18 protein-coding genes and 2 pseudogenes are annotated in these 20,125 nt (G+C 66.9%); 17 read left to right on the forward strand and 3 right to left on the reverse strand.

From position 1 onward, the window contains the following. The first annotated feature begins 154 nt into the window (after positions 1–154). The 3 genes and pseudogenes from MRBLMD1_RS05595 to MRBLMD1_RS05605 all read left to right on the forward strand — a co-directional run bounded on the left by MRBLMD1_RS05595 (position 155) and on the right by MRBLMD1_RS05605 (position 3,431). On the forward strand, positions 155–457 hold the full coding sequence (locus MRBLMD1_RS05595) for a hypothetical protein (protein ID WP_364398089.1): 303 nt from the start codon (positions 155–157) through the stop codon (positions 455–457). 61 nt (positions 458–518) lie between these two features. Further along, positions 519–2,519 carry an acyl-CoA dehydrogenase family protein gene (locus MRBLMD1_RS05600; RefSeq protein WP_364398091.1) on the forward strand — a complete coding sequence of 667 codons (2,001 nt, stop codon included), beginning with the start codon at positions 519–521 and terminating at the stop codon, positions 2,517–2,519. 64 nt (positions 2,520–2,583) lie between these two features. Beyond that, positions 2,584–3,431 (forward strand): annotated as a pseudogene (locus tag MRBLMD1_RS05605) (hypothetical protein). Here MRBLMD1_RS05605 and MRBLMD1_RS05610 read toward each other — a convergent pair. Then, the gene (locus tag MRBLMD1_RS05610; protein WP_364398095.1) at positions 3,432–3,830 is read right to left on the reverse strand and encodes a YchJ family protein; all 399 of its coding nucleotides are present in this window, start codon (positions 3,828–3,830) and stop codon (positions 3,432–3,434) included. Between the two features lie 163 nt (positions 3,831–3,993). Here MRBLMD1_RS05610 and MRBLMD1_RS05615 point away from each other — a divergent pair, with 163 nt between their 5' ends. From MRBLMD1_RS05615 to MRBLMD1_RS05635, 5 genes are all read left to right on the forward strand, one after another. Continuing rightward, positions 3,994–4,647, forward strand: coding sequence for a hypothetical protein (locus MRBLMD1_RS05615; RefSeq protein WP_364398097.1), 654 nt, complete (start codon positions 3,994–3,996; stop codon positions 4,645–4,647). A 39-nt stretch (positions 4,648–4,686) separates the two neighbouring features. Beyond that, a complete protein-coding gene (locus tag MRBLMD1_RS05620; RefSeq protein WP_364398099.1) occupies positions 4,687–5,691 on the forward strand; it encodes an aldo/keto reductase family protein in 1,005 nt (334 codons plus the stop codon). Beyond that, a complete protein-coding gene (locus MRBLMD1_RS05625; protein WP_364398101.1) occupies positions 5,692–6,552 on the forward strand; it encodes an SDR family oxidoreductase in 861 nt (286 codons plus the stop codon). It begins immediately after the preceding gene. Positions 6,553–6,638: 86 nt separating this feature from the next. Further along, on the forward strand, positions 6,639–7,754 hold the full coding sequence (locus tag MRBLMD1_RS05630) for a sulfite oxidase (protein ID WP_364398103.1): 1,116 nt from the start codon (positions 6,639–6,641) through the stop codon (positions 7,752–7,754). Positions 7,755–7,808: 54 nt separating this feature from the next. Continuing rightward, on the forward strand, positions 7,809–8,192 hold the full coding sequence (locus MRBLMD1_RS05635; protein ID WP_142070227.1) for an RNA-binding S4 domain-containing protein: 384 nt from the start codon (positions 7,809–7,811) through the stop codon (positions 8,190–8,192). A gap of 16 nt (positions 8,193–8,208) precedes the next feature. On the opposite strand, the gene MRBLMD1_RS05640 is transcribed toward MRBLMD1_RS05635, so the two are convergent. Then, the gene (locus MRBLMD1_RS05640) at positions 8,209–8,721 is read right to left on the reverse strand and encodes a hypothetical protein (RefSeq protein ID WP_159629729.1); all 513 of its coding nucleotides are present in this window, start codon (positions 8,719–8,721) and stop codon (positions 8,209–8,211) included. A 102-nt stretch (positions 8,722–8,823) separates the two neighbouring features. On the opposite strand from MRBLMD1_RS05640, the pseudogene MRBLMD1_RS05645 reads away from it, so the two are divergent. The 9 genes and pseudogenes from MRBLMD1_RS05645 to MRBLMD1_RS05685 all read left to right on the forward strand — a co-directional run bounded on the left by MRBLMD1_RS05645 (position 8,824) and on the right by MRBLMD1_RS05685 (position 18,131). Next, positions 8,824–10,216, forward strand: a pseudogene (locus MRBLMD1_RS05645) (HNH endonuclease). Continuing rightward, a complete protein-coding gene (locus tag MRBLMD1_RS05650) occupies positions 10,203–11,084 on the forward strand; it encodes a cytochrome c oxidase assembly protein (protein WP_275182010.1) in 882 nt (293 codons plus the stop codon). The pseudogene MRBLMD1_RS05645 and the gene MRBLMD1_RS05650 overlap by 14 nt, the downstream one beginning before the upstream one ends. A gap of 209 nt (positions 11,085–11,293) precedes the next feature. Then, positions 11,294–11,830, forward strand: a complete 537-nt coding sequence (locus tag MRBLMD1_RS05655; RefSeq protein WP_236560681.1) for a uracil-DNA glycosylase — start codon at positions 11,294–11,296, stop codon at positions 11,828–11,830. Positions 11,831–11,909: 79 nt separating this feature from the next. Continuing rightward, positions 11,910–12,668, forward strand: coding sequence for a phosphatase PAP2 family protein (locus MRBLMD1_RS05660; protein ID WP_364398107.1), 759 nt, complete (start codon positions 11,910–11,912; stop codon positions 12,666–12,668). Between the two features lie 9 nt (positions 12,669–12,677). Next, the gene (locus MRBLMD1_RS05665; protein WP_364398109.1) at positions 12,678–13,328 is read left to right on the forward strand and encodes a DedA family protein; all 651 of its coding nucleotides are present in this window, start codon (positions 12,678–12,680) and stop codon (positions 13,326–13,328) included. Between the two features lie 41 nt (positions 13,329–13,369). Continuing rightward, positions 13,370–14,080 (forward strand): FadR/GntR family transcriptional regulator, encoded by a 711-nt coding sequence (locus MRBLMD1_RS05670; protein ID WP_364398111.1) that lies wholly within the window; start codon positions 13,370–13,372, stop codon positions 14,078–14,080. A 30-nt stretch (positions 14,081–14,110) separates the two neighbouring features. Continuing rightward, positions 14,111–15,157, forward strand: coding sequence for an asparaginase (locus MRBLMD1_RS05675; protein WP_159629717.1), 1,047 nt, complete (start codon positions 14,111–14,113; stop codon positions 15,155–15,157). A 7-nt stretch (positions 15,158–15,164) separates the two neighbouring features. Beyond that, the gene (locus MRBLMD1_RS05680; protein ID WP_159629715.1) at positions 15,165–16,586 is read left to right on the forward strand and encodes an aspartate ammonia-lyase; all 1,422 of its coding nucleotides are present in this window, start codon (positions 15,165–15,167) and stop codon (positions 16,584–16,586) included. A 30-nt stretch (positions 16,587–16,616) separates the two neighbouring features. After that, on the forward strand, positions 16,617–18,131 hold the full coding sequence (locus tag MRBLMD1_RS05685; protein WP_364398114.1) for an amino acid permease: 1,515 nt from the start codon (positions 16,617–16,619) through the stop codon (positions 18,129–18,131). 87 nt (positions 18,132–18,218) lie between these two features. On the opposite strand, the gene ggt is transcribed toward MRBLMD1_RS05685, so the two are convergent. Continuing rightward, positions 18,219–20,051, reverse strand: a complete 1,833-nt coding sequence (gene ggt / locus MRBLMD1_RS05690; RefSeq protein ID WP_364398116.1) for a gamma-glutamyltransferase — start codon at positions 20,049–20,051, stop codon at positions 18,219–18,221. Between the last annotated feature and the right edge of the window lie 74 nt (positions 20,052–20,125).

The raw sequence follows: 20,125 nt of genomic DNA on the forward strand, positions 1-20,125 counted from the left end.
CGTGACCTACCTGCGGGTAGTGTTTCAATCCCGTATCAACAGTCACATCTGCCCCATCCAGCACTGGCTGGGCGTGCGGCCGTCCCCCTACGCTTCTGCTACTGGTCTTCGCCACCGCAGTCTTTTGCACAGCAACGTCGCAGCAGGGGGATTCATGCAGTTCGATTTAAGCTCAGTGGAAACAGCCACCTTGGTCTTCATCGGGACCCTGGTATTTGGCGCATTATTAGCCGCCTTCGTCCTCACGGCCGGACTGGTTGCCCTGGTAGTGCTGGGGGCCGGCAAGCTCACCTGGATGGTGGTGATCAATACCTTGATGGCGGTAGTCCACGGGATCAACGCCGGCTGGGAAAGGCTGGTCCACCGCGCCTCGGCCGTCGAGCTTCCCGGCGATTTCCAGCCCCAGCCATCCCCTAGCACCGGAACCTACCCGCGGGTAATCTTGAGGGACAGCTGAAGGGTTCTCCAACCCGGCGGATCCATGGCTACACCGGCCAATCCGGCCAAGGAGATAACCCATGACCTCCGCAACTGACAGCCAGGCCAAAGACGCCCCGGCTGAAGAAACCCCCGTCCCCGCCGGAAACATCGGCGCCGGAGCTACCGCCGAAGATGCCCGGGCCGTCGCCGAGGCCGCCCGGGAAACAGGCTGGGAACGCCCCAGCTTCGCCAAGGGCCTCTACCTGGGCAATTTCGACCTGGACCTGGTCCATCCGTGGCCCGCCGCGGACCCCGCCTCCGTGGACCGGGGCGAGGAGTTCATGTCCCGCCTCACCGAGTTCGCGAAAACCATGTCCGGGCGGGTCATCGAACGGGATGCGAAGATTCCGGACGACTACATCAAGGGCCTGGCGGACCTGGGTGTGTTCGGGATGAAGATCCCGGAGGAGTACGGGGGGCTGGGCCTCTCCTTGGTGTATTACGGCCGGGCCCTCGCCCTGCTGGGCAGCGTGCACCCCAGCCTGGGCGCCCTCATCTCCGCCCACCAGTCCATCGGCGTGCCGGAGCCCGTCAAGGTCTTCGGCACGCCCGAACAAAAGCGCGAGTACCTGCCGCGGTGTGCCGCAGGCGCCGTCACGGCCTTCCTCCTCACCGAACCCGACGTCGGGAGCGACCCCGCCCGCCTGGGCAGCACGGCAACGCCAACGGACGACGGCGACGCGTACCTTTTGGACGGCGTGAAGCTTTGGACCACCAACGGCGTGATCGCCGAACTGGTGGTGGTGATGGCCGTGGTTCCGGCGCACACCGACGCACACGGCACCCGGCACAAGGGCGGCATCAGCGCCTTCGTGGTGGAGATGGATTCGCCCGGCATCACGGTGGAGAACCGCAACGCGTTCATGGGCCTGCGCGGCATCGAGAACGGCGTGACCCGCTTCCACCAGGTGCGCGTGCCGGCCGCCAACCGGCTTGGCCGCGAGGGCCAGGGCCTGAAGATCGCACTCACCACACTCAACACCGGCCGCCTTGCGCTCCCGGCACTGTGCGTGGCGTCCGGTCGATGGAGCCTGAAGATTGCCCGCGAATGGTCCAATGCGCGCACCCAGTGGGGCAGGCCCGTGGGTGAACACGAGGCCGTGGGTAAGAAGATTGCGTTCATCGCGGCCTCGGCCTTTGCCCTGGACGCGGTGTTTGAACTGTCCGCCGAACTTGCCGATGCGGGGCAGAAGGACGTACGCATCGAAGCGGCGCTCGCAAAGCTCTGGGCCACGGAAATCAGCTGCCGGATCGCGGACGAGCTGGTCCAGATCCGGGGCGGGCGGGGGTTCGAAACGGCCGAGTCACTGGCCGCCCGCGGGGAACGCGCAGTACCGGCGGAGCAGCAGCTGCGGGACCTCCGCATCAACAGGATCTTCGAAGGGTCCTCCGAAATCATGCGGCTGCTGATTGCACGGGAAGCTGTGGACGCGCACCTTGCCGCCGCGGGCGACCTCGCCTCCCTGGACGCGAGCCTGGCCGACAAAGCGAAAGCCGCCGTCGGCGCTTCCGGCTTCTACGCCAAGTGGCTCCCCAAGCTGGTGGCGGGCGCCGGCATGGACCCCCGCTCGTATGGCGAGTTCGGCAGGCTGGCCAGGCACCTTCGCTTCGTTGAACGCTCGTCGCGGCGCCTGGCGCGGCAAACTTTCTACGGCATGGGCCGGTGGCAGGCCAAGCTTGAGCGCAAGCAGGCGTTCCTGGGCCGCGTGGTGGACATCGGCGCGGAACTGTTTGCCATGACCGCCTGCTGCTCCCGGGCCGAGATGCTCCTCAAGTCCTCCCCTGGCAAGGCCGCCGGCGCCTACGAGCTCGCCGACGCCTATTGCGAGCAGGCAAGGGTGCGCGTGGACGAATACTTCGACCAGCTGTGGCGGAACACGGACGACGCCGACCAGGCACTGACGCACAAGGTCCTCGCCGGCGATTATGAATGGCTGGAAGTGGGGGTCCTGGACCAGTCCGAGGGCACGGGCCCGTGGATCGCCGACGCTTCGCCCGGGCCTTCTGCCAAGGAGGACCTCCACCGGAAGTACCGGTAAAACTGCAGGTCACAAAATAGTAAGCACGCTTGCTATCACTCGGGGCGGGTGGTTGAGTTGAGCCATGAGCAGCTCAACGGACCCAGAGAACCTGCCTCCCCGCCGTTCCCGGGAGGACGAAACCACCCGGGGCGGAGGCCACCGGGAAGCAGCCGCGGACGACGCCGCCACACGCTCGATGGACCAGGCACCGGTCCGCCCCAGGGACCGCGACCGGGCCGTGGACCGGGACTATGTGGCGCCGACGGCCGAGCGGACGTACGCTCCTGCCCCGACCAGAGCGACACCCGTGGTGGCACCCGCGGCGGACCCAACCCTGGCAGACAGGGAAACTGCCGTGGCGCGCCAGAAGGAGCGGTTCGGCGGCATCAAGGTTGGCTCTGCCTTCTTTGGCTGGCTGACCGCCACCGGAATGGCCGTCCTGCTGACCGCACTGGTGGCAGCGGCCGGGACCGCCGTGGGCCTCGCCAGCAACACCGACGTCAACCAGGCCGTAAACCAGGCCGCCCAGAACAGCGGCACGGTCGGTTTGGTGGGGATCATCGTCCTTCTGGTGATCCTGTTCCTCTCCTATTACTGCGGCGGCTACGTGGCAGGCCGCATGGCCCGCTTCAACGGCGTCAAGCAGGGGATCATGGTGTGGATCTGGGCCCTGATCGCGGCCGTTGTGGTGGCCATCCTGGGGCTCGTGGCAGGGCAGCAGTTCAACGTCCTGGCCAACCTGAACAGCTTTCCGCGCATCCCCATCAATGAAGGACAGCTGACCACCACCAGCATTATCGCCGCGGTGGTGGTTGCGGCTGTGGCCCTCGTGGGTGCGGTGCTCGGCGGCCTGGCGGGCATGCGGTTCCACCGGAGGTTGACCGTGCCGGGTTCACCCCGGACAGCGAGTTTTACGACGACGAGGAGTAGTCAGGCGAGGATGTCGCCGTCCACGTACAGCCAGTGCCCGCCCTCCCGGACGAACCGGCTGTTCTCGTGAAGGACGCCGCGGTCCTTGCCGTGCCGGTAGAACGCCTTGAATTCCACGGTTCCCTCCGTGTCGAAGGGACCCCCATTCCCGGTGGCCACAATGTCCAGGCGGCGCCATTCCATGGCAGGGTCCAGGTCCAGGGCTGCCGGCGCGGTGGACGGATGGTAGGTGCGCAGAAGGTAGGCCTCGTCGAGCAGGGCAAAGGCGCTGTACCGGGACCGCATCAGCTGTTCCGCCGTGGCGGCCTCCGCCCGGCCGGAATGGAACCGGCCACAGCACGCCGCGTACGGATCTCCGGACAGACATATGCAGTTTGCGGAATCTATTGATGTGGTCACCCGGTGATGCTGTCATATCGGGTAACAGCTTCGCTACAACCTGGCACCGGGCCCTGCCCGCCCGGGCACGGCCGGACAAAAATCCGTATGGTGGAGAAGGAGCTTTGCGCCCGGCCTTATGCGCCGCACGCGGGCCCAGGATGTTGGCCAGAGAGGAGAAGACGTGGAGAACCCGGACACTCTCGTCCTCAACCTGACCTTCCTGGGCACGATGGGCGTGGCTCTCCTGATGTTCCTGGTCCTCTTCCTGCTCGGGGTTATTACCCTGGTCCTCGCGGGTCTGGGGCGCCTCACGGCCGTCGTGCTGATGACCCTGCTCGGGCGGGCGCCCGGCAAACGGGACTCCGCCGGTTCCGCCGGCGCACCCGCCCGGCAGCCCCGCCCGCGAACGACGTTCCGGGAACGTGCCGCCGCGCTGAAGTCGGGCCGGCTGAAGGAGTCGCTGCGCACCGCCGTCGTACGCCACCCGAAACTTGCCGCAGCCCGCCCTGAACCGCAGGTCCTCGCCGAAGACTGGGCCTCCGCCGTCGCGGAAGCCGACAAGCGCGCCCAGGCCAGGGCGCGGGCGGCTGTGCCGGAAATCAAACTGTCCGTGCGGGATCTTCCGGATCCGGCCGTCCCCGCGGACAAGGTCTCCGAGGTAGCCCCGCTGGTGGAGTCCGCCCTGCACAACCACCGGCCGCCCCATGAGATGCCGCGGTCCTTCAAGAAGCCCCAGCCGCTGCATCCGCTGCCGCCGCTGGATACTGGGTCCCTCGTTTCGCTGGCCGGCCCGCAACAGGTACTCAAGGAGCAGCAGGCCAAGGAGAATGGCTAAGCCCTTACCCTGAGCAACCATGTGGGTTAGCGTGAACACATGGAATTCAGATACCTCGGAAACAGCGGCTTCAAAGTCTCGGAAATCACGTTCGGCAACTGGCTGACCCACGGTTCACAGGTGGAAAACGACGTCGCAACCCAGTGTGTGCGCGCCGCCCTCGATGCCGGCATCAGCACCTTCGACACCGCGGACGTCTACGCGAACACAGCCGCGGAAACCGTCCTGGGCCAGGCCCTGAAGGATGAGCGCCGCGAGTCCCTGGAAATTTTCACCAAAGTCTTTGGCCCCACCGGCCCCAAGGGCAAGAACGATCTTGGCCTGTCGCGCAAGCACATCATGGAATCCATCAACGGTTCGCTGCGCCGGCTGCAGACGGACTACGTGGACCTTTACCAGGGCCACCGGTACGACTTCGAAACACCGCTGGAAGAAACCATGCAGGCGTTCGCGGACATCGTCCGGCAGGGCAAGGCGCTGTACATCGGCGTGAGCGAGTGGACCGCGGAACAGCTCCGCGAAGGCCACAAGCTGTCCAGGGAACTGGGCTTCCAGCTCATCTCCAACCAGCCGCAGTACTCCATGCTCTGGCGCGTGATCGAGGCCGAGGTGGTCCCGGCGTCAGAAGAGCTGGGCGTGTCCCAGATTGTCTGGTCGCCCATGGCCCAGGGTGTCCTCAGCGGCAAGTACCTGCCCGGCCAGCCTGCCCCCGAAGGCACTCGCGCCACGGATGAAAAGGGCGGTGCCAAAATGATCCAGCGGTGGATGCGCGACGACGTCCTGGCAGCCGTGCAGGAACTGAAGCCGATCGCCCAGGAGGCCGGCCTCACCATGCCGCAGCTCGCTGTGGCCTGGGTGCTGCAGAACCCCAACGTTGCATCCGCCATCGTGGGCGCCTCCCGTCCCGAGCAGATTGCCGACAGCGTGGGCGCGGCCGGCGTGAAGCTGGAGGCGGAGGTCCTCAAGCGTATCGACGACGCCGTCGGTGGCCTCGCCGAGCGCGACCCCGCACAGACCAAGTCGCCGGCTACCCGGGAAGCCTAAGTGGCCTCCCCGACGGAACTGCCGGACCTCGCTGTCACCGGATCCACCGGAGGCCTGGGCGGAATGGTGGCACGGCAACTTGCCGCGTCCGGTTTCGCCCAGCGCCTGCTGGTGCGCGACGCCGCACGCGCCCCGCAGCTGGATGACGCACATCCGCTGGTGTGTTCCTATGGGGACGGCGCCGCCTCCCGCCAGGCGCTGGACGGGGCGAAAGTCCTGTTCATGGTGTCCGCCGCCGAGGCCGAAGACCGGCTGCAGCAGCACTACGCATTCGTGGATGCTGCTGCGGCTGCCGGGGTGGAACACGTGGTGTACACCTCCTTCTACGGGGCGGCACCGGATGCTACCTTCACCCTGGCCAGGGACCACTACGCCACCGAGGAGCGGATCAAGGCGTCCGGGATGGCGTACACCTTCCTGCGCGACAACTTCTACCTCGACTTCCTGCCGCTGATGACCGGCGACGACGGCGTGATCCGGGGCCCTGCCGGGGATGGCGTTTTCTCCGGGGTGGCGCGGGAGGACGTTGCCCGCAGCGCCCACGCCGTGCTGCGGGATCCCGCCATCCACACGGGCAAGACGTACGACCTGACCGGCCCGGAGGAACTGAGCATGGCGCAGGCCGCCGAGGTGCTGAGCGCCGGCACGGGGCGGTCGGTGCGCTACCAGCCGGAGACGGTGGAGGAAGCCTACGCGTCACGGGCTTCCTACGGCGCCCCGCAGTGGCAGCTGGACGCGTGGATCAGCACCTACACGGCGATGGAGGCCGGCGAGATGGCAGGGCTTTCGCCGGATGTGCACGGACTGACCGGGCAGGACCCCATCAGCCTGGCCGAGTTCCTGACCCGGCCGGTGCTGTAGCCCGGTTAATTTCGTTGACGGGCGGGTTGGCCCGGCGTAGACCTGTGGCGGGGGGACCTTAGTCCGCCGAGCAGAATCGCACCGCCATGAATCCCAGCAACCAGCAGTCCACCCGGCAGGAGCCGGCGGCCGCTCCGGCGCCAGCCGCACAGCCTTCCTCCGGCCCGCTCACCCAGGAGGAACTGCAGCTCGCCGCCCGCAACCATTCCATGCCGCTGGAGGCACTACGCCGCGAGGTCACGCCGCCCGGACTCCACTACGTCCTCACGCACTTCGACATTCCCGACCTGGACGTTTCCTCCTGGCACCTGCGGATCGGCGGCGCCGTGGAACGTGCCCTCGAGCTGAGCATGGCCGCGCTTCGCCGCGACCCGGCCATCACTGTGCCCGTCACCCTTGAGTGCGCGGGCAATGGCAGGTCGCTCCTGGAGCCGCGGCCCCTCAGCCAACCCTGGGTCCTGGAGGCGGTGGGCACCGCACAGTGGACCGGCGTGCCGCTTGCCTATCTCCTGGGCAAGGCCGGTGTGCTGCCGGACGCGGCGGAAGTGGTGTTCACGGGGGCAGATGCCGGGTTGCAGGGCGGCGTCCCCCAGCGCTACGCACGCAGCCTGCCGATTCGCGAGGCCCTGCGTCCCGACGTCGTCCTTGCCTACAAAATGAACGGAGCCGTTCTGCCGCCGCAGCATGGTTACCCGCTGCGGCTGGTGGTCCCGGGCTGGTACGGGATGGCCAGCGTCAAATGGCTGGAGTCCATCGAGGTGGCCAGGGCACCATTCACCGGGTTCCAGCAACAGGTTGCCTACCGCTACCAGAGCTCCGCGGACGACGGCGGGAGCCCGGTTTCGCGGATCAGGGTGCGTTCGTTGATGGTCCCGCCGGGTGTCCCGGACTTCTTCACCCGGCGGCGATTCCTCCGTGCGGGCCCGGTGATGCTGGAGGGCCGGGCATGGTCCGGGGAAGGTGCCGTGACCGCCGTCGAGGTGGGGATTGACGGCACCTGGCTGCCCGCCCACCTGGATAAACCGGCAGGTGGATTCTCGTGGCGGAGGTGGAGCCTGCCCTGGGTCGCGGACCCGGGCGAACACGTCCTGGCCTGCCGCGCCACGGACATCACCGGCGCCACCCAACCACTGGAGCAGAACTGGAACTACCAGGGAATGGGAAACAACGTGGTGCAGCGGGTCAACGTGACGGTGGAGTGACGCTGGACCGGCTTCCCGGGGCGGCATCCTATGGGGCTATACTCGGTGCCAATTATGACCAGCCTCCCATCCGCTCCCGCCAGTGTCCGAATCGATGCGTGGCTGTGGGCCGTCCGCGCCTACAAGACCCGGTCTGCCGCCACGGCAGCCTGCCGCGCAGGGCATGTCCGGCTGAACGGCAACCCCTCCAAGGCTTCGGCAACACTGGTGACCGGTGATACCGTCACGGTCCGCATGCCAGGCTACGAGCGGATCCTTGAGGTGCGGCGGCTCATTGCCAAACGCGTGGGGGCCGAGGCGGCGTCGCACTGCTTCACCGACCACACTCCCCCGCGGCCCGTCCTTCCAGCGCTTGGGTTGCCGCAGCGCGACCGGGGCGCCGGACGGCCCACCAAGAAGGACCGCCGCGAGATGGAGCGGTTGCGGGGCCCTGCCTAGCGGACGTGCTGCCGCGTCAGGCACCCGCCTTGGTGCGTGCCTGCACCAGGTTGGCGAACGGCAACCGGCCATATTCCTCCACAAAGGCAGCGTGGTAACCCGCTTCCGCGCTGCTCAGCTGGCCGGCCGGAAGTTCCTTCCACGCAACGGCCAGTGATTCCGCGTCAGCGAGCTGCCAGACAAGCCGCCCGTCCCAGTGGCCGGGCGGCTTTCCTTGCCCAAAGTCAACGAACTCCTGGATCTGGCGCCGAAGCCCCCGGTTACCCTTGCTTCCGGGTCCGGCCTTTCCCAAGTAGAGAACGACCGCGGCGTCCACCCATTCGGTGGCCAACACGGCTTCGGGGAGGGAAGGGTCCTTCTTCTTGAAGACTCCGGCGGTGCTTTTCGTGAGAAAGCGCGCCTGGAAGTCTTCCGGCACAACGACGGCGAAGAGGCCTGTGCCCTGCGGAATCCTCATGGTTTCGAGGTTTCGGATAGGCCGGAATCCGGCGAAGCCTTCGACCTTCAGGCCCTTCCTGGTGAACTGCATAATTCATTGAACCGCATGGCACGGGCCATTGCTGCGTTTGCGTTTTCCACATAGGGACTTTGGGTGGCCGGGATTGTCACACCCTGCTGGAAGACTTTGGCTATGGAAGCGGTTTTGGAATCGGCGGCAGTACAACAGGGGGTGCGGTGCGCCGAACCTTCCAGTGTTGGTCCCACGCCATACCCGCCCGCCGCACCTTCCATTGGGGATGTCCTGGACCTGCTCGCCCGCGTCCCGGTCCCTGCGGATGGTGCGGGCATGATCGAGCAGATTCGTGGGTTGGAGGATCTGAAGTCCTTGGCGGGTGCCCGGCAGGCTGATGCCGCTGTCGCTTTTGATTTATCCCAGCGGCGGGAGCAGGCCGAGGCCGGGGTCCCGGCCGACGAGCGGGGCGCCGGGGTCGCGGCGCAGATCGCGTTGGCCCGGCGTGAGTCCCCCGCCCGGGGTTCCCGGTTGCTCGGCCTGGCCAAAACCCTCACCGGCATGCCGCACACGTTCCGGGCGTTCCGGACCGGCCTGTTGAGCGAGTGGCGGGCCACCCTGATCGTGAAAGACACCATCTGCCTGAGCACCGAGGACCGGGCGGGGGTGGATGAGGAACTCGCCGCGGAAACCGGCGCCCTGGACGGCCTGGGCGACAGGGCCATCATCGCCGCGGTCCGCGCCGCCGCGTACCGGCGGGACCCCGCCTCGGTCGCGAAGCGCGCCAGCCGGGCCGTGGGCGAGCGGGGCGTGAGCCTGCGCCCGGCCCCTGACACCATGACCTGCCTGACCGCGCTGCTCCCCGCCGCCCAGGGCGTCGCCGCGTACGCCGCGTTGTGCCGGGACGCCGACACCGCCCGCTCGAACGGGGATCACCGGTCCCGGGGCCAGGTCATGGCGGACACCCTCGTCGAACGCGTCACCGGCACCCCCGGGCGGGATCAGCGGGGTTCAGATCCAGCTCGTCATGACCGACCACACCCTCCTGCAGGCCGGCGCCGAACCTGCACGGCTGCCCGGCTACGGCACCATCCCCGCCGAACAGGCACGCACCCTCGCCCTCACAGCTCCTGGTGAGACCGACTTCAACCTCTGGGTCCGCCGGCTCTACACCGTCCCCGGCACCGGCGAGCTGGCGGCCATGGACTCCCCAGCCCGGCTCTTCCCGCCAGCACTGAAACGCTTCCTCCAAATCCGGGACGACACCTGCCGGACCCCCTACTGCGACGCACCCATCAGGCACCACGACCACGTCACCCCCTGGCACCACCGCGGACCCACCACCGCCGGAAACGGCCAAGGCCTCTGCGAAGCCTGCAACCACACCAAAGAAACCCCAGGCTGGGCCGCACAAACCATCCCCGGCCCACGGCATACGGTTGCAACCACCACCCCCACGGGCCACACCTACCACTCCACAGCACCACCACTCCCCGGCACCCCACCTGCAGGAGGCACACGGTCATGCGGCTCTCAGGAACGGGGGCTAACCTTGGCGCGTGCCACCCCTTGAGATCCTTGTTTCTTCCTGGCAGTTCGACTGGGCCGCCGTGGCTTTCGCCGCCGCGGCCGGCATTCTGTACGGCTGGGGAATACGGTCAGCCGCGCGCCGGGGTCAGGGATGGCCAGTGTGGCGGGCGGTGGCGTTCTACGTCCTGGGTCTGGGCTCATTCATCATCCTCACCTGCGGGTTCACTGGGGTATACGGAGCGCAGCAGCGGTGGGCCTTCACCATCAAAATATCCCTGCTGCTCTTTGTCGTCCCGCTGCTGATCGGCCTGGGCAAACCGCTAACCCTCGCGCGGGCAGCACTGCCGGCCAAGGGCACAACAGCCTTGGACAAGGTCCTGTCCAGCAGGCCCGTACGGTTCGTCAGCAATTCATTTGGCGCGCCCCTGCTGGGACTGGCCCTCTTCTCCACGTTCCTCACGCCGGCCTTCTTCACGCTGCGGACCGACCCCGTGGCAGGCGCCCTCCTCACCGTTGGCGTGCCGCTGCTGGGCATGCTGATGGCACTGCCGATCATCGAAGAGTCCGATTTCCAGCGCTCCAGCGCCTACCTGACCCTTGAATTCATGTTCGTGTTCATCGAGTTGCTGATCGATGCGGTCCCCGGCATCCTGCTGAGCCTCAACGGCCAGGTGCTCGACCACGTGATGTCCGTTCCCAACCCCCAATGGTGGTTCCGGGACGCTCTCCAGGACCAGCAGTTCGCCGGAAATTTGCTGTGGTTCATCTGCGAGGTGCTGGACCTGCCGCTGATCATCCTCATGTTCATCCGCTTCTCACGCAGCGACAAGAGGGAAGCAGGCGCCTTCGACGAACTGACCGACGAGCAGTTCGACGAACTTCAAAACCAGCACCTGCGTGGGCGGCAGTAACCATCCCGCGCCCGCTGCCCGGCGCCGGGAAGGGTAGTGCGGATTTCGGTGTGCCCACCCTTTCCCGGGGAAGCGTAGAGTGACATAGGACGCCTGATTCTGGACGCCTCGCTGCCAAGGGAGAAATCGTGACGATTGATTGGGACGAAAAAAAGGCCCTGCTACAGGAACCGAATATCGCGAAGGTAACCCAACTTTGCGATGAGCTGATGGAAAAAAAGCCTGGTTCGACTGTCCCCTATATCGACCCCGTCCACGACGAGGACGAATGCAGGATCATCAGCCTCCAGGCCAGCCCCGGCAAAGGGACCGAGTCCGGGTTCGTCTCCCACAACAACGACGACGAAGCTGCCCGACGCGCCACGCAGATCTATGAGCTGGCCGAGCTGGACCCGCGCTACGTCATGCCGTGGAATGCCTACCCCTGGGTGCGTGAGAGCGGCAGCCCCTCCGCGCTGAGTGTCCAGGAAAAGACCGATGGGCTCCGCCCGTTCCGCCAGTTCCTGAAGATCAATTCCCGCGTCTCCGCCATCATCGCGCACGGCACGGACGCGTCCACATTCCTGACCCTCTTTGAGAAGACCTACCACTCATCGCTGAAGAACAGCGGCATCAAAATCTACAAGGCCTCCGCCCTCGGCGGCAGGGCCTTTGCTGTTTCCGAGGCCAAGCAGGAAGAGCTTCTCGCCAAGAGCGTCGAAACCTATCGTGACGCGATGCAGCGGGCGGGCATCCAGCACCTGTAAGGGAAAGTCACAGGGTTCTTTCAGCCACGCGGGCGCATACTCGTAGGTACCCGGACCGGCGAAAGAACCAGGCTGAACCTTGACGTCCCACACCAACCGCTCCCCCGGGGCGGCATCCCCAGCAGAGGCTGCCGCCGTACGCATGGCGGCCCTGCCCCAGCTCCGGCACTGGATTGCCGTGCCGGTCACGGCGGCTGTCTTGATCGTGGCCGCCGGCCTGGCCCTGCGGTTCATTCCGGCGCTGACGTCTGCGGACATGTCCGTGGATGCCGAGCTGAGCCGTGACCACACGGCGCCGCTGACGGGTGTGGCCATGTTCATCAATGTGGTGTTCAGCCCGGCAGGGGGCGTGCTGATGATCGCCGCCCTGTGCCTGTACCTGCTGCTGGTACGCCGGAGTCCTGTCAACGCGGTTGCCACAGGGCTCGTCGCTGCGGGAGGCTGGGTCAGCAGCGAACTGTTCAAAGTACTCGTGGCAAGGCACCGGCCGGACTCCACCGCCCTGTTCAACCCGCTGATCCCCGAACCGGGCACCGACAGCTTTCCCAGCGGCCACGTCGCACTGGCTTCCGCCCTGGCCATCGCCGTCTTCCTGCTGTCCCGCGGCACCAAGTGGCAGCGGCCCGCGGCCATCCTCGGAATCGTCGTGGCGGTTGCCGTCGCATTCTCGCGCGTCTACCTCGGTGTGCACTATCCCACCGACGTCACGGCGTCCTTCCTCACGGCAGCCACCGGTGCGGCGTTCCTGACGGGCTTGTGGAACCGGTTTGGCCTGGCGCTGCTGGCCCGCATACCGTTCCTGGCGAAGCTGGGCCCCGTCCCGGCACCCCAGGCCTGATCCACGGCCATGACGGGCTTCATTGACGGACTCCTGAACGTCAGCCCGCTTGTGGCGTACATCGCCGTCTTTTGCCTGGTATTCGCCGAGGACGCCTTGTTCGTGGGCTTCGTCATCCCCGGTGAAACCGCCGCCGTCCTCGGCGGAGTGGTGGCCAGCCGGGGCGAAGTGCAGCTGGGCTCCATGATGGCCCTGGTGGTGTGCGCGGCCGTCATCGGCGACAGCGTGGGCTACGAGGTGGGCAAGCACCTGGGCGGCCGGCTTATGAAGACGAGGCTGCTGGCCCGCCACGCCGGGAGGCTGGAAAACGCCCAGGACTTCCTCCGGCGCAGAGGCGGGTCCGCTGTGTTCCTGGGCCGCTTCACCGCCTTCTTCCGCGCCGTCATGCCCGCCCTGGCCGGCACGTCCCGGATGCCCTACGGCCGCTTCATCGCCTACAACGCTGCGGGCGGCGTGGCCTGGGGCATCGGCTTCGTCCTGCTGGGCTTCCTCGCAGGCAACTCCTACGAGACCGTCGCCCAGGCCGTGGGCCGGGACCTCGCCGTCGTGATCGCCTTAGTGGCGGTGGTGGCGCTTATCGCCTGGCATGTCCGTTCACGACGGCGGCAGCAACGGCGGCGCCCGGCCAACCAAGGGCGGGACCATGGCCCGAATTCATAGAAGGGTTTGACAGCAACTGTGACCAGTGCCATATTTAAGGCGTGAACCTGTCAGACAGCCGGACAGCAGGACAGCCTGCATCGTTCCGTCCCCTTGCCCGGCTGAGCGCTGCCGAGGCGGTGTTCAACGCCATCCGCCAGGACATCGAATCGGGCGGCATCCCGGTGGGGAACAAACTCAGCTCGGAAGCCACCCTCTCGCAGCAGTACGGAGTAAGCCGCTCGGTAATCCGGGAAGCCCTCCGCTCCTGCACCGCCCTGGGCCTGACGGTCACCCGGACCGGCAAGGGCACCTTTGTCATTGCCAGCAAGGTGGCCAACGACCTCACGTTGGGCCAGTACTCCGCCCGCGACCTTACCGAAGCCCGCCCCCACATCGAAATTCCCGCCGCCGGACTGGCCGCAGAGCGTCGAACGGAGGAGGAACTGGACACCCTCCGCCACATCATGGGTGCCATGGCCACCGAAACGGATCCCGAATCCTGGGTGGCCCTGGACTCCACCTTCCACGCCACCATCGCCCGTGCCAGCGGCAACAAAGTGTTCGCAAGCGTCGTGGCTGACATCCGGGACGCGCTGGCGCATCAATCCGAGACGCTGAACATGGTGGCAGACCGCCAACATGCTTCCGATATTGAGCACCAGCAGATCCTTGCCGCCATCGAGACCGGCTCCGCGGAAGAGGCCCGCGCCGCCATGGCCCACCACCTGGAGGCCGTGGGCGTGGCCCTGGACTCCATCCTCAACAGCTAGCAAGATCCAACCAACCCTCCCAAGGACCCCATGCCATCCCCCGTGTTTTCTGCTGCCCACACTGCTGCCCCGGCCGGGCTGTCCCTGCCGCAGCACACCCCACTGGTCGCCGCCGTCCGTGACGGCCTCGTGGAAAGTGTCCACTACGGCTCCGCGCTTGCCCTCGCGGCGGACGGCTCAGTGGCGGCATCGGCAGGGGACCCCCTGGCACCGTTCTACCCCCGGTCAGCGCTCAAACCCCTCCAGGCAGTGGCCATGGTCCGCGCCGGCCTTGAGCTTCCCGCCGACCTCCTGGCACTGGCCGCGGCAAGCCATTCAGGTGCGGCAGCACACCGCGACGGCGCGCTGCGCATCCTCGAAGTGCACGGACTTGCCCCCACGGACCTGGAGAACAGCACCGACCTGCCCTACGGCACGGCCGAACGGGAAGACTGGCTCAGCACCGGCGGCAGCGCTACCCGGATCACCCAGAACTGCTCCGGAAAGCACGCTGCCATGGTGGCCACCTGCCTGATCAACGGGTGGCCCGTCCAGGGCTATCTCGATCCCTCCCACCCGCTGCAGCAGCTGGTGGCCCGGACCGTCACCGACCTCACCGGCGAGGAGCCGGCCGCCGTCAGCACCGACGGCTGCGGCACTCCCTTGTTCGCCCTCACGCTGCGCGGCATGGCCCGCGCCTTCGGCCGGATCGCCCAGGCTGCAGCGGACGACGACGGCAGCCCGGAAGCCGCCGTCGGGCTCGCCATGCAGCAGCACCCCGGGATGGTGGCCGGGGACGGCCGCGACGTCACCGCACTGATGCGCCTGCTGCCCGGTGCCGTGGCCAAGGACGGCTTTGAAGGCGTGCAGCTGGTGGGCCTGCCCGACGGCGGTGCCGTGGCCGTCAAGATTTCCGACGGCGGCGACCGCGCCCGGATGCCCGCCACCGTCCGCCTGCTGGAGGCGCTGGGCGTGGAGACGGAGCCGCTTGCCGGCATCGCCACGGCCCCGGTGCTGGGCGGCGGCCACGAGGTGGGCCGGCTGCTGGCCACCGACTTCCTGAATCACCTGTCCGCACCCGTCAACGAAGCCCTGTAAGGACACCATGACAACCATCGAAACCGCCGCACCCGCACAGGTCCGGTCCGAGCACGACCTCCTCGGCGACCGGGACGTGCCCGTGCACGCCTACTGGGGCGTGCACACGCTCCGCGCCGTGGAGAACTTCCCCATCACCGGCCAGAAGCTGTCCTCCAACATGCACCTGGTCCGCGGGCTTGCCGCCGTGAAACTGGCCGCCGCCCGCACCAACCGCGAGCTCGGCCTGCTGGACGCAGAACGCGCCGACGCCATCGAGCAGGCGTGCCAGGACGTCATGGCCGGCCGCCTGGCCGACCAGTTCGTGGTGGACGTCGTCCAGGGCGGTGCCGGGACGTCGTCGAACATGAACGCCAACGAGGTCATTGCCAACAGGGCCCTGGAAATCCTGGGACACCCCAAGGGCGACTACGCCCGGCTGCACCCCAACGACCACGTCAACCTCAGCCAGTCCACCAACGACGTGTACCCCACGGCCGTGAAGCTGGGCACCATCTTCGCCGCCCGGGAACTGCTGGCAGCCCTCGAAGAACTCGAGGATGCCTGCGCTGCCAAGGCACTGGAATTCCGCACCGTAGTGAAGATGGGCCGCACCCAGCTCCAGGACGCCGTGCCCATGACCCTGGGCCAGGAGTTCGGCAGCTACGCCGTGACCATCGGCGAGGACCGGCTGCGCCTGGCGGAGGCCGAGCTGCTGATCCACGAGATCAACCTCGGCGCCACCGCCATCGGCACCGGCCTGAACGCCCCTGCCGGCTACGCCGAGGCAGCCTGCCGGCACCTGGCGGAGATCACCGGGCTGCCCCTGGTGACCGCCGTGGACCTCATCGAAGCCACCCAGGACGTGGGCGCCTTCGTGCACCTGTCCGGCGTGCTCAAGCGCGTTGCCGTGAAGCTGTCCAAGATCTGCAACGACCTGCGCCTGCTCTCCTCCGGCCCGCGTGCCGGCTTCGGTGAAATCAACCTGCCGGCCGTGCAGTCCGGCTCCTCCATCATGCCCGGCAAGATCAACCCGGTCATCCCGGAGGTGGTCTCGCAGGTGGCCTACGAGGTGATCGGCAACGACGTCACCATCACCATGGCCGCCGAGGCCGGGCAGCTGCAGCTCAACGCCTTCGAACCGATCATTGTCCACAGCCTCCACAAGAGCATCTCCCACCTCGAGGCAGCCTGCCGCACCCTTACGGCCCGCTGCATCCGGGGAATCACCGCCAACACCGACCACCTGCGCCGCACCGTGGAGCAGTCCATCGGCCTGGTCACCGCTTTGAACCCCCACCTCGGCTACGCCACGGCCACGGCCATCGCGCAGGAAGCACTTGCCACCGGCAAGGGCGTGGCCGAGCTGGTCCTGGAACACGGGCTCCTCACCGACGCCCAGCTCCAGGAACTCCTGAGCCCCGAACGCCTGGCAAACCTCAGCAAGTAGTCCCCCAACTGCTCCCCGAAGGACACCCCCATGACTAATACTCCCCTTCCAGACCACTTGATTGATGGTGGTCACGCGCATGCGTCCGAGACCTCCCTGCACGCGGAGGACAAGGGTTACCACAAGAACCTGAAGCCGCGGCAGATCCAGATGATCGCGATTGGCGGTGCGATCGGTACCGGCCTGTTCCTGGGCGCCGGCGGCCGGCTCAACGCCGCGGGCCCCTCCCTGGTCATCGCGTACGCGGTGTGCGGGTTCTTCGCGTTCCTGATCCTGCGCGCCCTGGGCGAACTGGTCCTGCACCGGCCCTCCTCGGGCTCGTTCGTCTCCTACGCCCGTGAATTCTTCGGCGAAAAAGCCGCGTTCGTCTCCGGCTGGTTCTACTGGATCAACTGGGCCACCACCACCATCGTGGACATCACCGCCGCCGCCCTCTACATGCACTTCTTCGGCAACTACGTCCCCTGGATGGCCGATGTCCCGCAGTGGGCCTGGGCACTGACCGCCCTCGTCGTAGTCCTGGCCCTGAACCTGGTCTCCGTGAAAGTCTTCGGCGAAATGGAATTCTGGTTCGCCCTGATCAAGGTCGCCGCCCTCGTCGCCTTCCTCATCATCGGCACCTACTTCGTCATCTTCGGCACCCCCGTCGACGGCCAGCAGGTCGGCATCAGCCTCCTGTCCGATAACGGCGGGATCTTCCCCAACGGCCTGCTGCCCATGATCATCCTCATGCAGGGCGTCCTGTTCGCCTACGCCTCCATCGAACTCGTCGGCACCGCCGCCGGCGAAACCGAGAACCCCGAAAAAATCATGCCCAAGGCCATCAACTCCGTGGTCTTCCGCATCGCCGTGTTCTACGTCGGCTCCGTGATCCTCCTGGCCCTGCTGCTGCCCTTCACCTCCTACCAAAAAGGCGTCAGCCCCTTCGTGACGTTCTTCGGCTCCATCGGCGTCCAGGGCGTGGACGTCATCATGAACCTCGTGGTCCTCACCGCAGCCCTGTCCTCCCTGAACGCCGGGCTCTACTCCACCGGCCGGATCCTGCGCTCCATGTCCGTCAACGGCTCCGCTCCCAAATTCGCCTCCCGCATGAACAAGGCAGGCGTCCCCTACGGCGGCATCGCCATCACCGCCGTCGTCTCCCTCCTCGGGGTCCCGCTGAACTACCTCGTCCCCGCCGAAGCCTTCGAAATCGTCCTGAACATCGCCTCCGTCGGCATCATCATGACCTGGGCCACCATCGTCCTGTGCCAAATCCAGCTCAAACGCTGGGCCGACAAAGGCTGGGTCGAACGCCCCTCTTTCCGGATGTTCGGCGCCCCCTACACCGGCTACCTCTCCCTGCTCTTCCTCGTCGGCGTCCTCATCATGGTCTTCATCGACTCACCCCTGACCATGCTCGTCACCGCCATCGCCTCCATCCTCATGGTCCTCGGCTGGTACGCCTGCCGCCACCGCATCCGCCAAATCGCCGAAACCCGCGAAGGCTTCACCGGGACGTCCCCGGTGGTGGCCAACGCGGCGGCTGACACCTTCAAGAAGTAACTGCCTTAAACGTCCGACGGCGGCACCTGGGTTCTGGAAGTCCGGAACCCAAGTGCCGCCGTCGGGGTTTAAAGGTGGCTCAGCCCGTCACTTGGACGGCTTGACCACCATGGCTGATCCGCCGCCGCGCCTGACCGGCTCGGCTGCGGCCAGGGTCCGTCCGTCGTCGAGGAACTCGATGGCGGTGGCGGCCCCGATCTCCGAGGCGGACGTGAACGAGTCACCCGACGGCGTCAGGATGTGGCCGAACCGGGACGTCAGGGCCGGGCCGTACTTGTCGATGAACGCCGGCTCTGCGGTTACCTTCTCGGTGTTCCGCTGGGAAGCCCGGGGGGCCGCAATGGCATCCGGGATGCTCATGCCCAGGTCAATGCGGTTGACGATGGTCTGCAGGACCGTGGTGATGATGGTGGAGCCGCCCGGGGAGCCCAGTGCCAGGAACGGCTTGCCGTCCTCGAGCAGGATGGTGGGCGACATGGACGACCGCGGCCGCTTGCCCGGCTCAATCCGGTTGGGGTCCTCGGCGCTGTAAACCGTGGAGAAGTCGGTGAGCTCGTTGTTGAGCAGGAACCCGCGGCCGGGAACAACCATGCCGGAGCCGCCGGTCTGTTCAATGGTCAGCGTGTACTCCACCACGTTGCCCCACTTGTCCGAGACGGTCATGTTGGTGGTGGAGATGTTCTCTGTGTCCTTCTCATCGGCGAGCGCGGCCGGTTCCGCCGGGCAGCTTCCGTCGTAGGAGGTGACGTTGCCGGGCTTCACGGGTTTGGGTGCCGCATGGTTGGGGTCAAGCTCGCAGGCGCGTTCCTTGCCGAAGACGGGATCGGTCAGCGCTTCGGTGGGCACGTCCACGAAGGCGGGGTCACCCACATATTTTCCCCTGTCCGCGAAGGCCAGGGCGCTGGCCTCCAGATAGTGGTGCAGCACGGCCGGCTGGTCATTCTTCAGTGCCGGCAGGTCGAACACGTCCAGGATGTTCAGCGACTCCCCCACCGTGGTGCCGCCGCTGCTTGAAGGTGCCATGCCGTAAACGTCATAGCCGCGGTAGTTCACGTGCGTCGGGTCCTGGTCCAGGGCCTCGTAGCCGGCCAGGTCATCGGTGGTCATGGAACCCACCGGGACGGGGAGCTTGGTGTCCGGGGACTTGGGCGGGTTCTGGACCGTCTTGGCGATTTCCTCCGCGAGCGGGCCGGTGTAGAACGCGCCCATGCCCTTGCGGGCCAGCAGGCGGTAGGTATCCGCGAGGTCGTGGTTCTGGAAGACCGAGCCCACTTCGGGCAGCTTGCCGCCCTGCAGGTACAAGTCCTTGGTGGAGGTGAAGGCCTCGAACCTCGCCTGGTTGTCTGCGGTTTGGCTGCGGAATGTCTGATCCACCACGAACCCGCGATCTGCCACCTTGATGGCAGGTTTCAGTGCGTCCCCCAGGCTGATGCTGCCCCAGCGTTCCAGTGCCCGCTCCCAGGTGGCGGGCGTACCGGGAACGCCCACGGAGACGCCACTGGTGACGAGTTCCGGGGTGAACCGGTACGGCTTACCGGTGGCGGGATCGATGAAGGCATCCTGCTTGATTCCTGCCGGCGCCGTTTCCCGGCCGTCGATGGTGCTGACCTTCCCGGACTTGGCGTCGTAGTAAACGAAATAGCCGCCGCCACCGATCCCGGCGCTGTACGGCTCAGTGACTCCAAGGGTGGCTGCCGCGGCAACGGCCGCATCCACCGCGTTCCCGCCCTTGCGGAGGACCTCGATGGCTGCCGCTGATGCTTCCGGGTCCACCGTACTGACCGCGCCGCCGTAGCCGGTGGCCGTGGGGTCCTTGTCTGTCTGCCGCGGATCGGCCGAAGCGGGGCTGATGGCCCCCGTGGTGACGCTCATCGCCAGCGCCGCAGTAACAGCTGCGAGCCGGCGTCCCAGATGTGGCATGGTGGCTCCTAAAGGGGATGTTGAGTGATGTGGGCCACGCTACTCTTCGGGTAGGACACACTCAACGACTCCGG

Source organism: Pseudarthrobacter sp. LMD1-1-1.1, assembly GCF_040676255.1.
In the GTDB taxonomy this organism is placed as follows: Bacteria; Actinomycetota; Actinomycetes; order Actinomycetales; family Micrococcaceae; genus Arthrobacter.

Bases quoted from the DNA above. Each gene is read 5' to 3' on its own strand.
- MRBLMD1_RS05595 (WP_364398089.1), top strand. From the start codon at position 155: ATGCAGTTCGATTTAAGCTCAGTGGAAACAGCCACCTTGGTCTTCATC.
- MRBLMD1_RS05600 (WP_364398091.1), top strand. From the start codon at position 519: ATGACCTCCGCAACTGACAGCCAGGCCAAAGACGCCCCGGCTGAAGAA.
- MRBLMD1_RS05620 (WP_364398099.1), top strand. From the start codon at position 4,687: ATGGAATTCAGATACCTCGGAAACAGCGGCTTCAAAGTCTCGGAAATC.
- MRBLMD1_RS05630 (WP_364398103.1), top strand. From the start codon at position 6,639: ATGAATCCCAGCAACCAGCAGTCCACCCGGCAGGAGCCGGCGGCCGCT.
- MRBLMD1_RS05635 (WP_142070227.1), top strand. From the start codon at position 7,809: ATGACCAGCCTCCCATCCGCTCCCGCCAGTGTCCGAATCGATGCGTGG.
- MRBLMD1_RS05640 (WP_159629729.1), bottom strand. From the start codon at position 8,721: ATGCAGTTCACCAGGAAGGGCCTGAAGGTCGAAGGCTTCGCCGGATTC.
- MRBLMD1_RS05655 (WP_236560681.1), top strand. From the start codon at position 11,294: ATGGAAAAAAAGCCTGGTTCGACTGTCCCCTATATCGACCCCGTCCAC.
- MRBLMD1_RS05665 (WP_364398109.1), top strand. From the start codon at position 12,678: ATGACGGGCTTCATTGACGGACTCCTGAACGTCAGCCCGCTTGTGGCG.
- MRBLMD1_RS05675 (WP_159629717.1), top strand. From the start codon at position 14,111: ATGCCATCCCCCGTGTTTTCTGCTGCCCACACTGCTGCCCCGGCCGGG.
- MRBLMD1_RS05680 (WP_159629715.1), top strand. From the start codon at position 15,165: ATGACAACCATCGAAACCGCCGCACCCGCACAGGTCCGGTCCGAGCAC.
- MRBLMD1_RS05685 (WP_364398114.1), top strand. From the start codon at position 16,617: ATGACTAATACTCCCCTTCCAGACCACTTGATTGATGGTGGTCACGCG.
- ggt (WP_364398116.1), bottom strand. From the start codon at position 20,051: ATGCCACATCTGGGACGCCGGCTCGCAGCTGTTACTGCGGCGCTGGCG.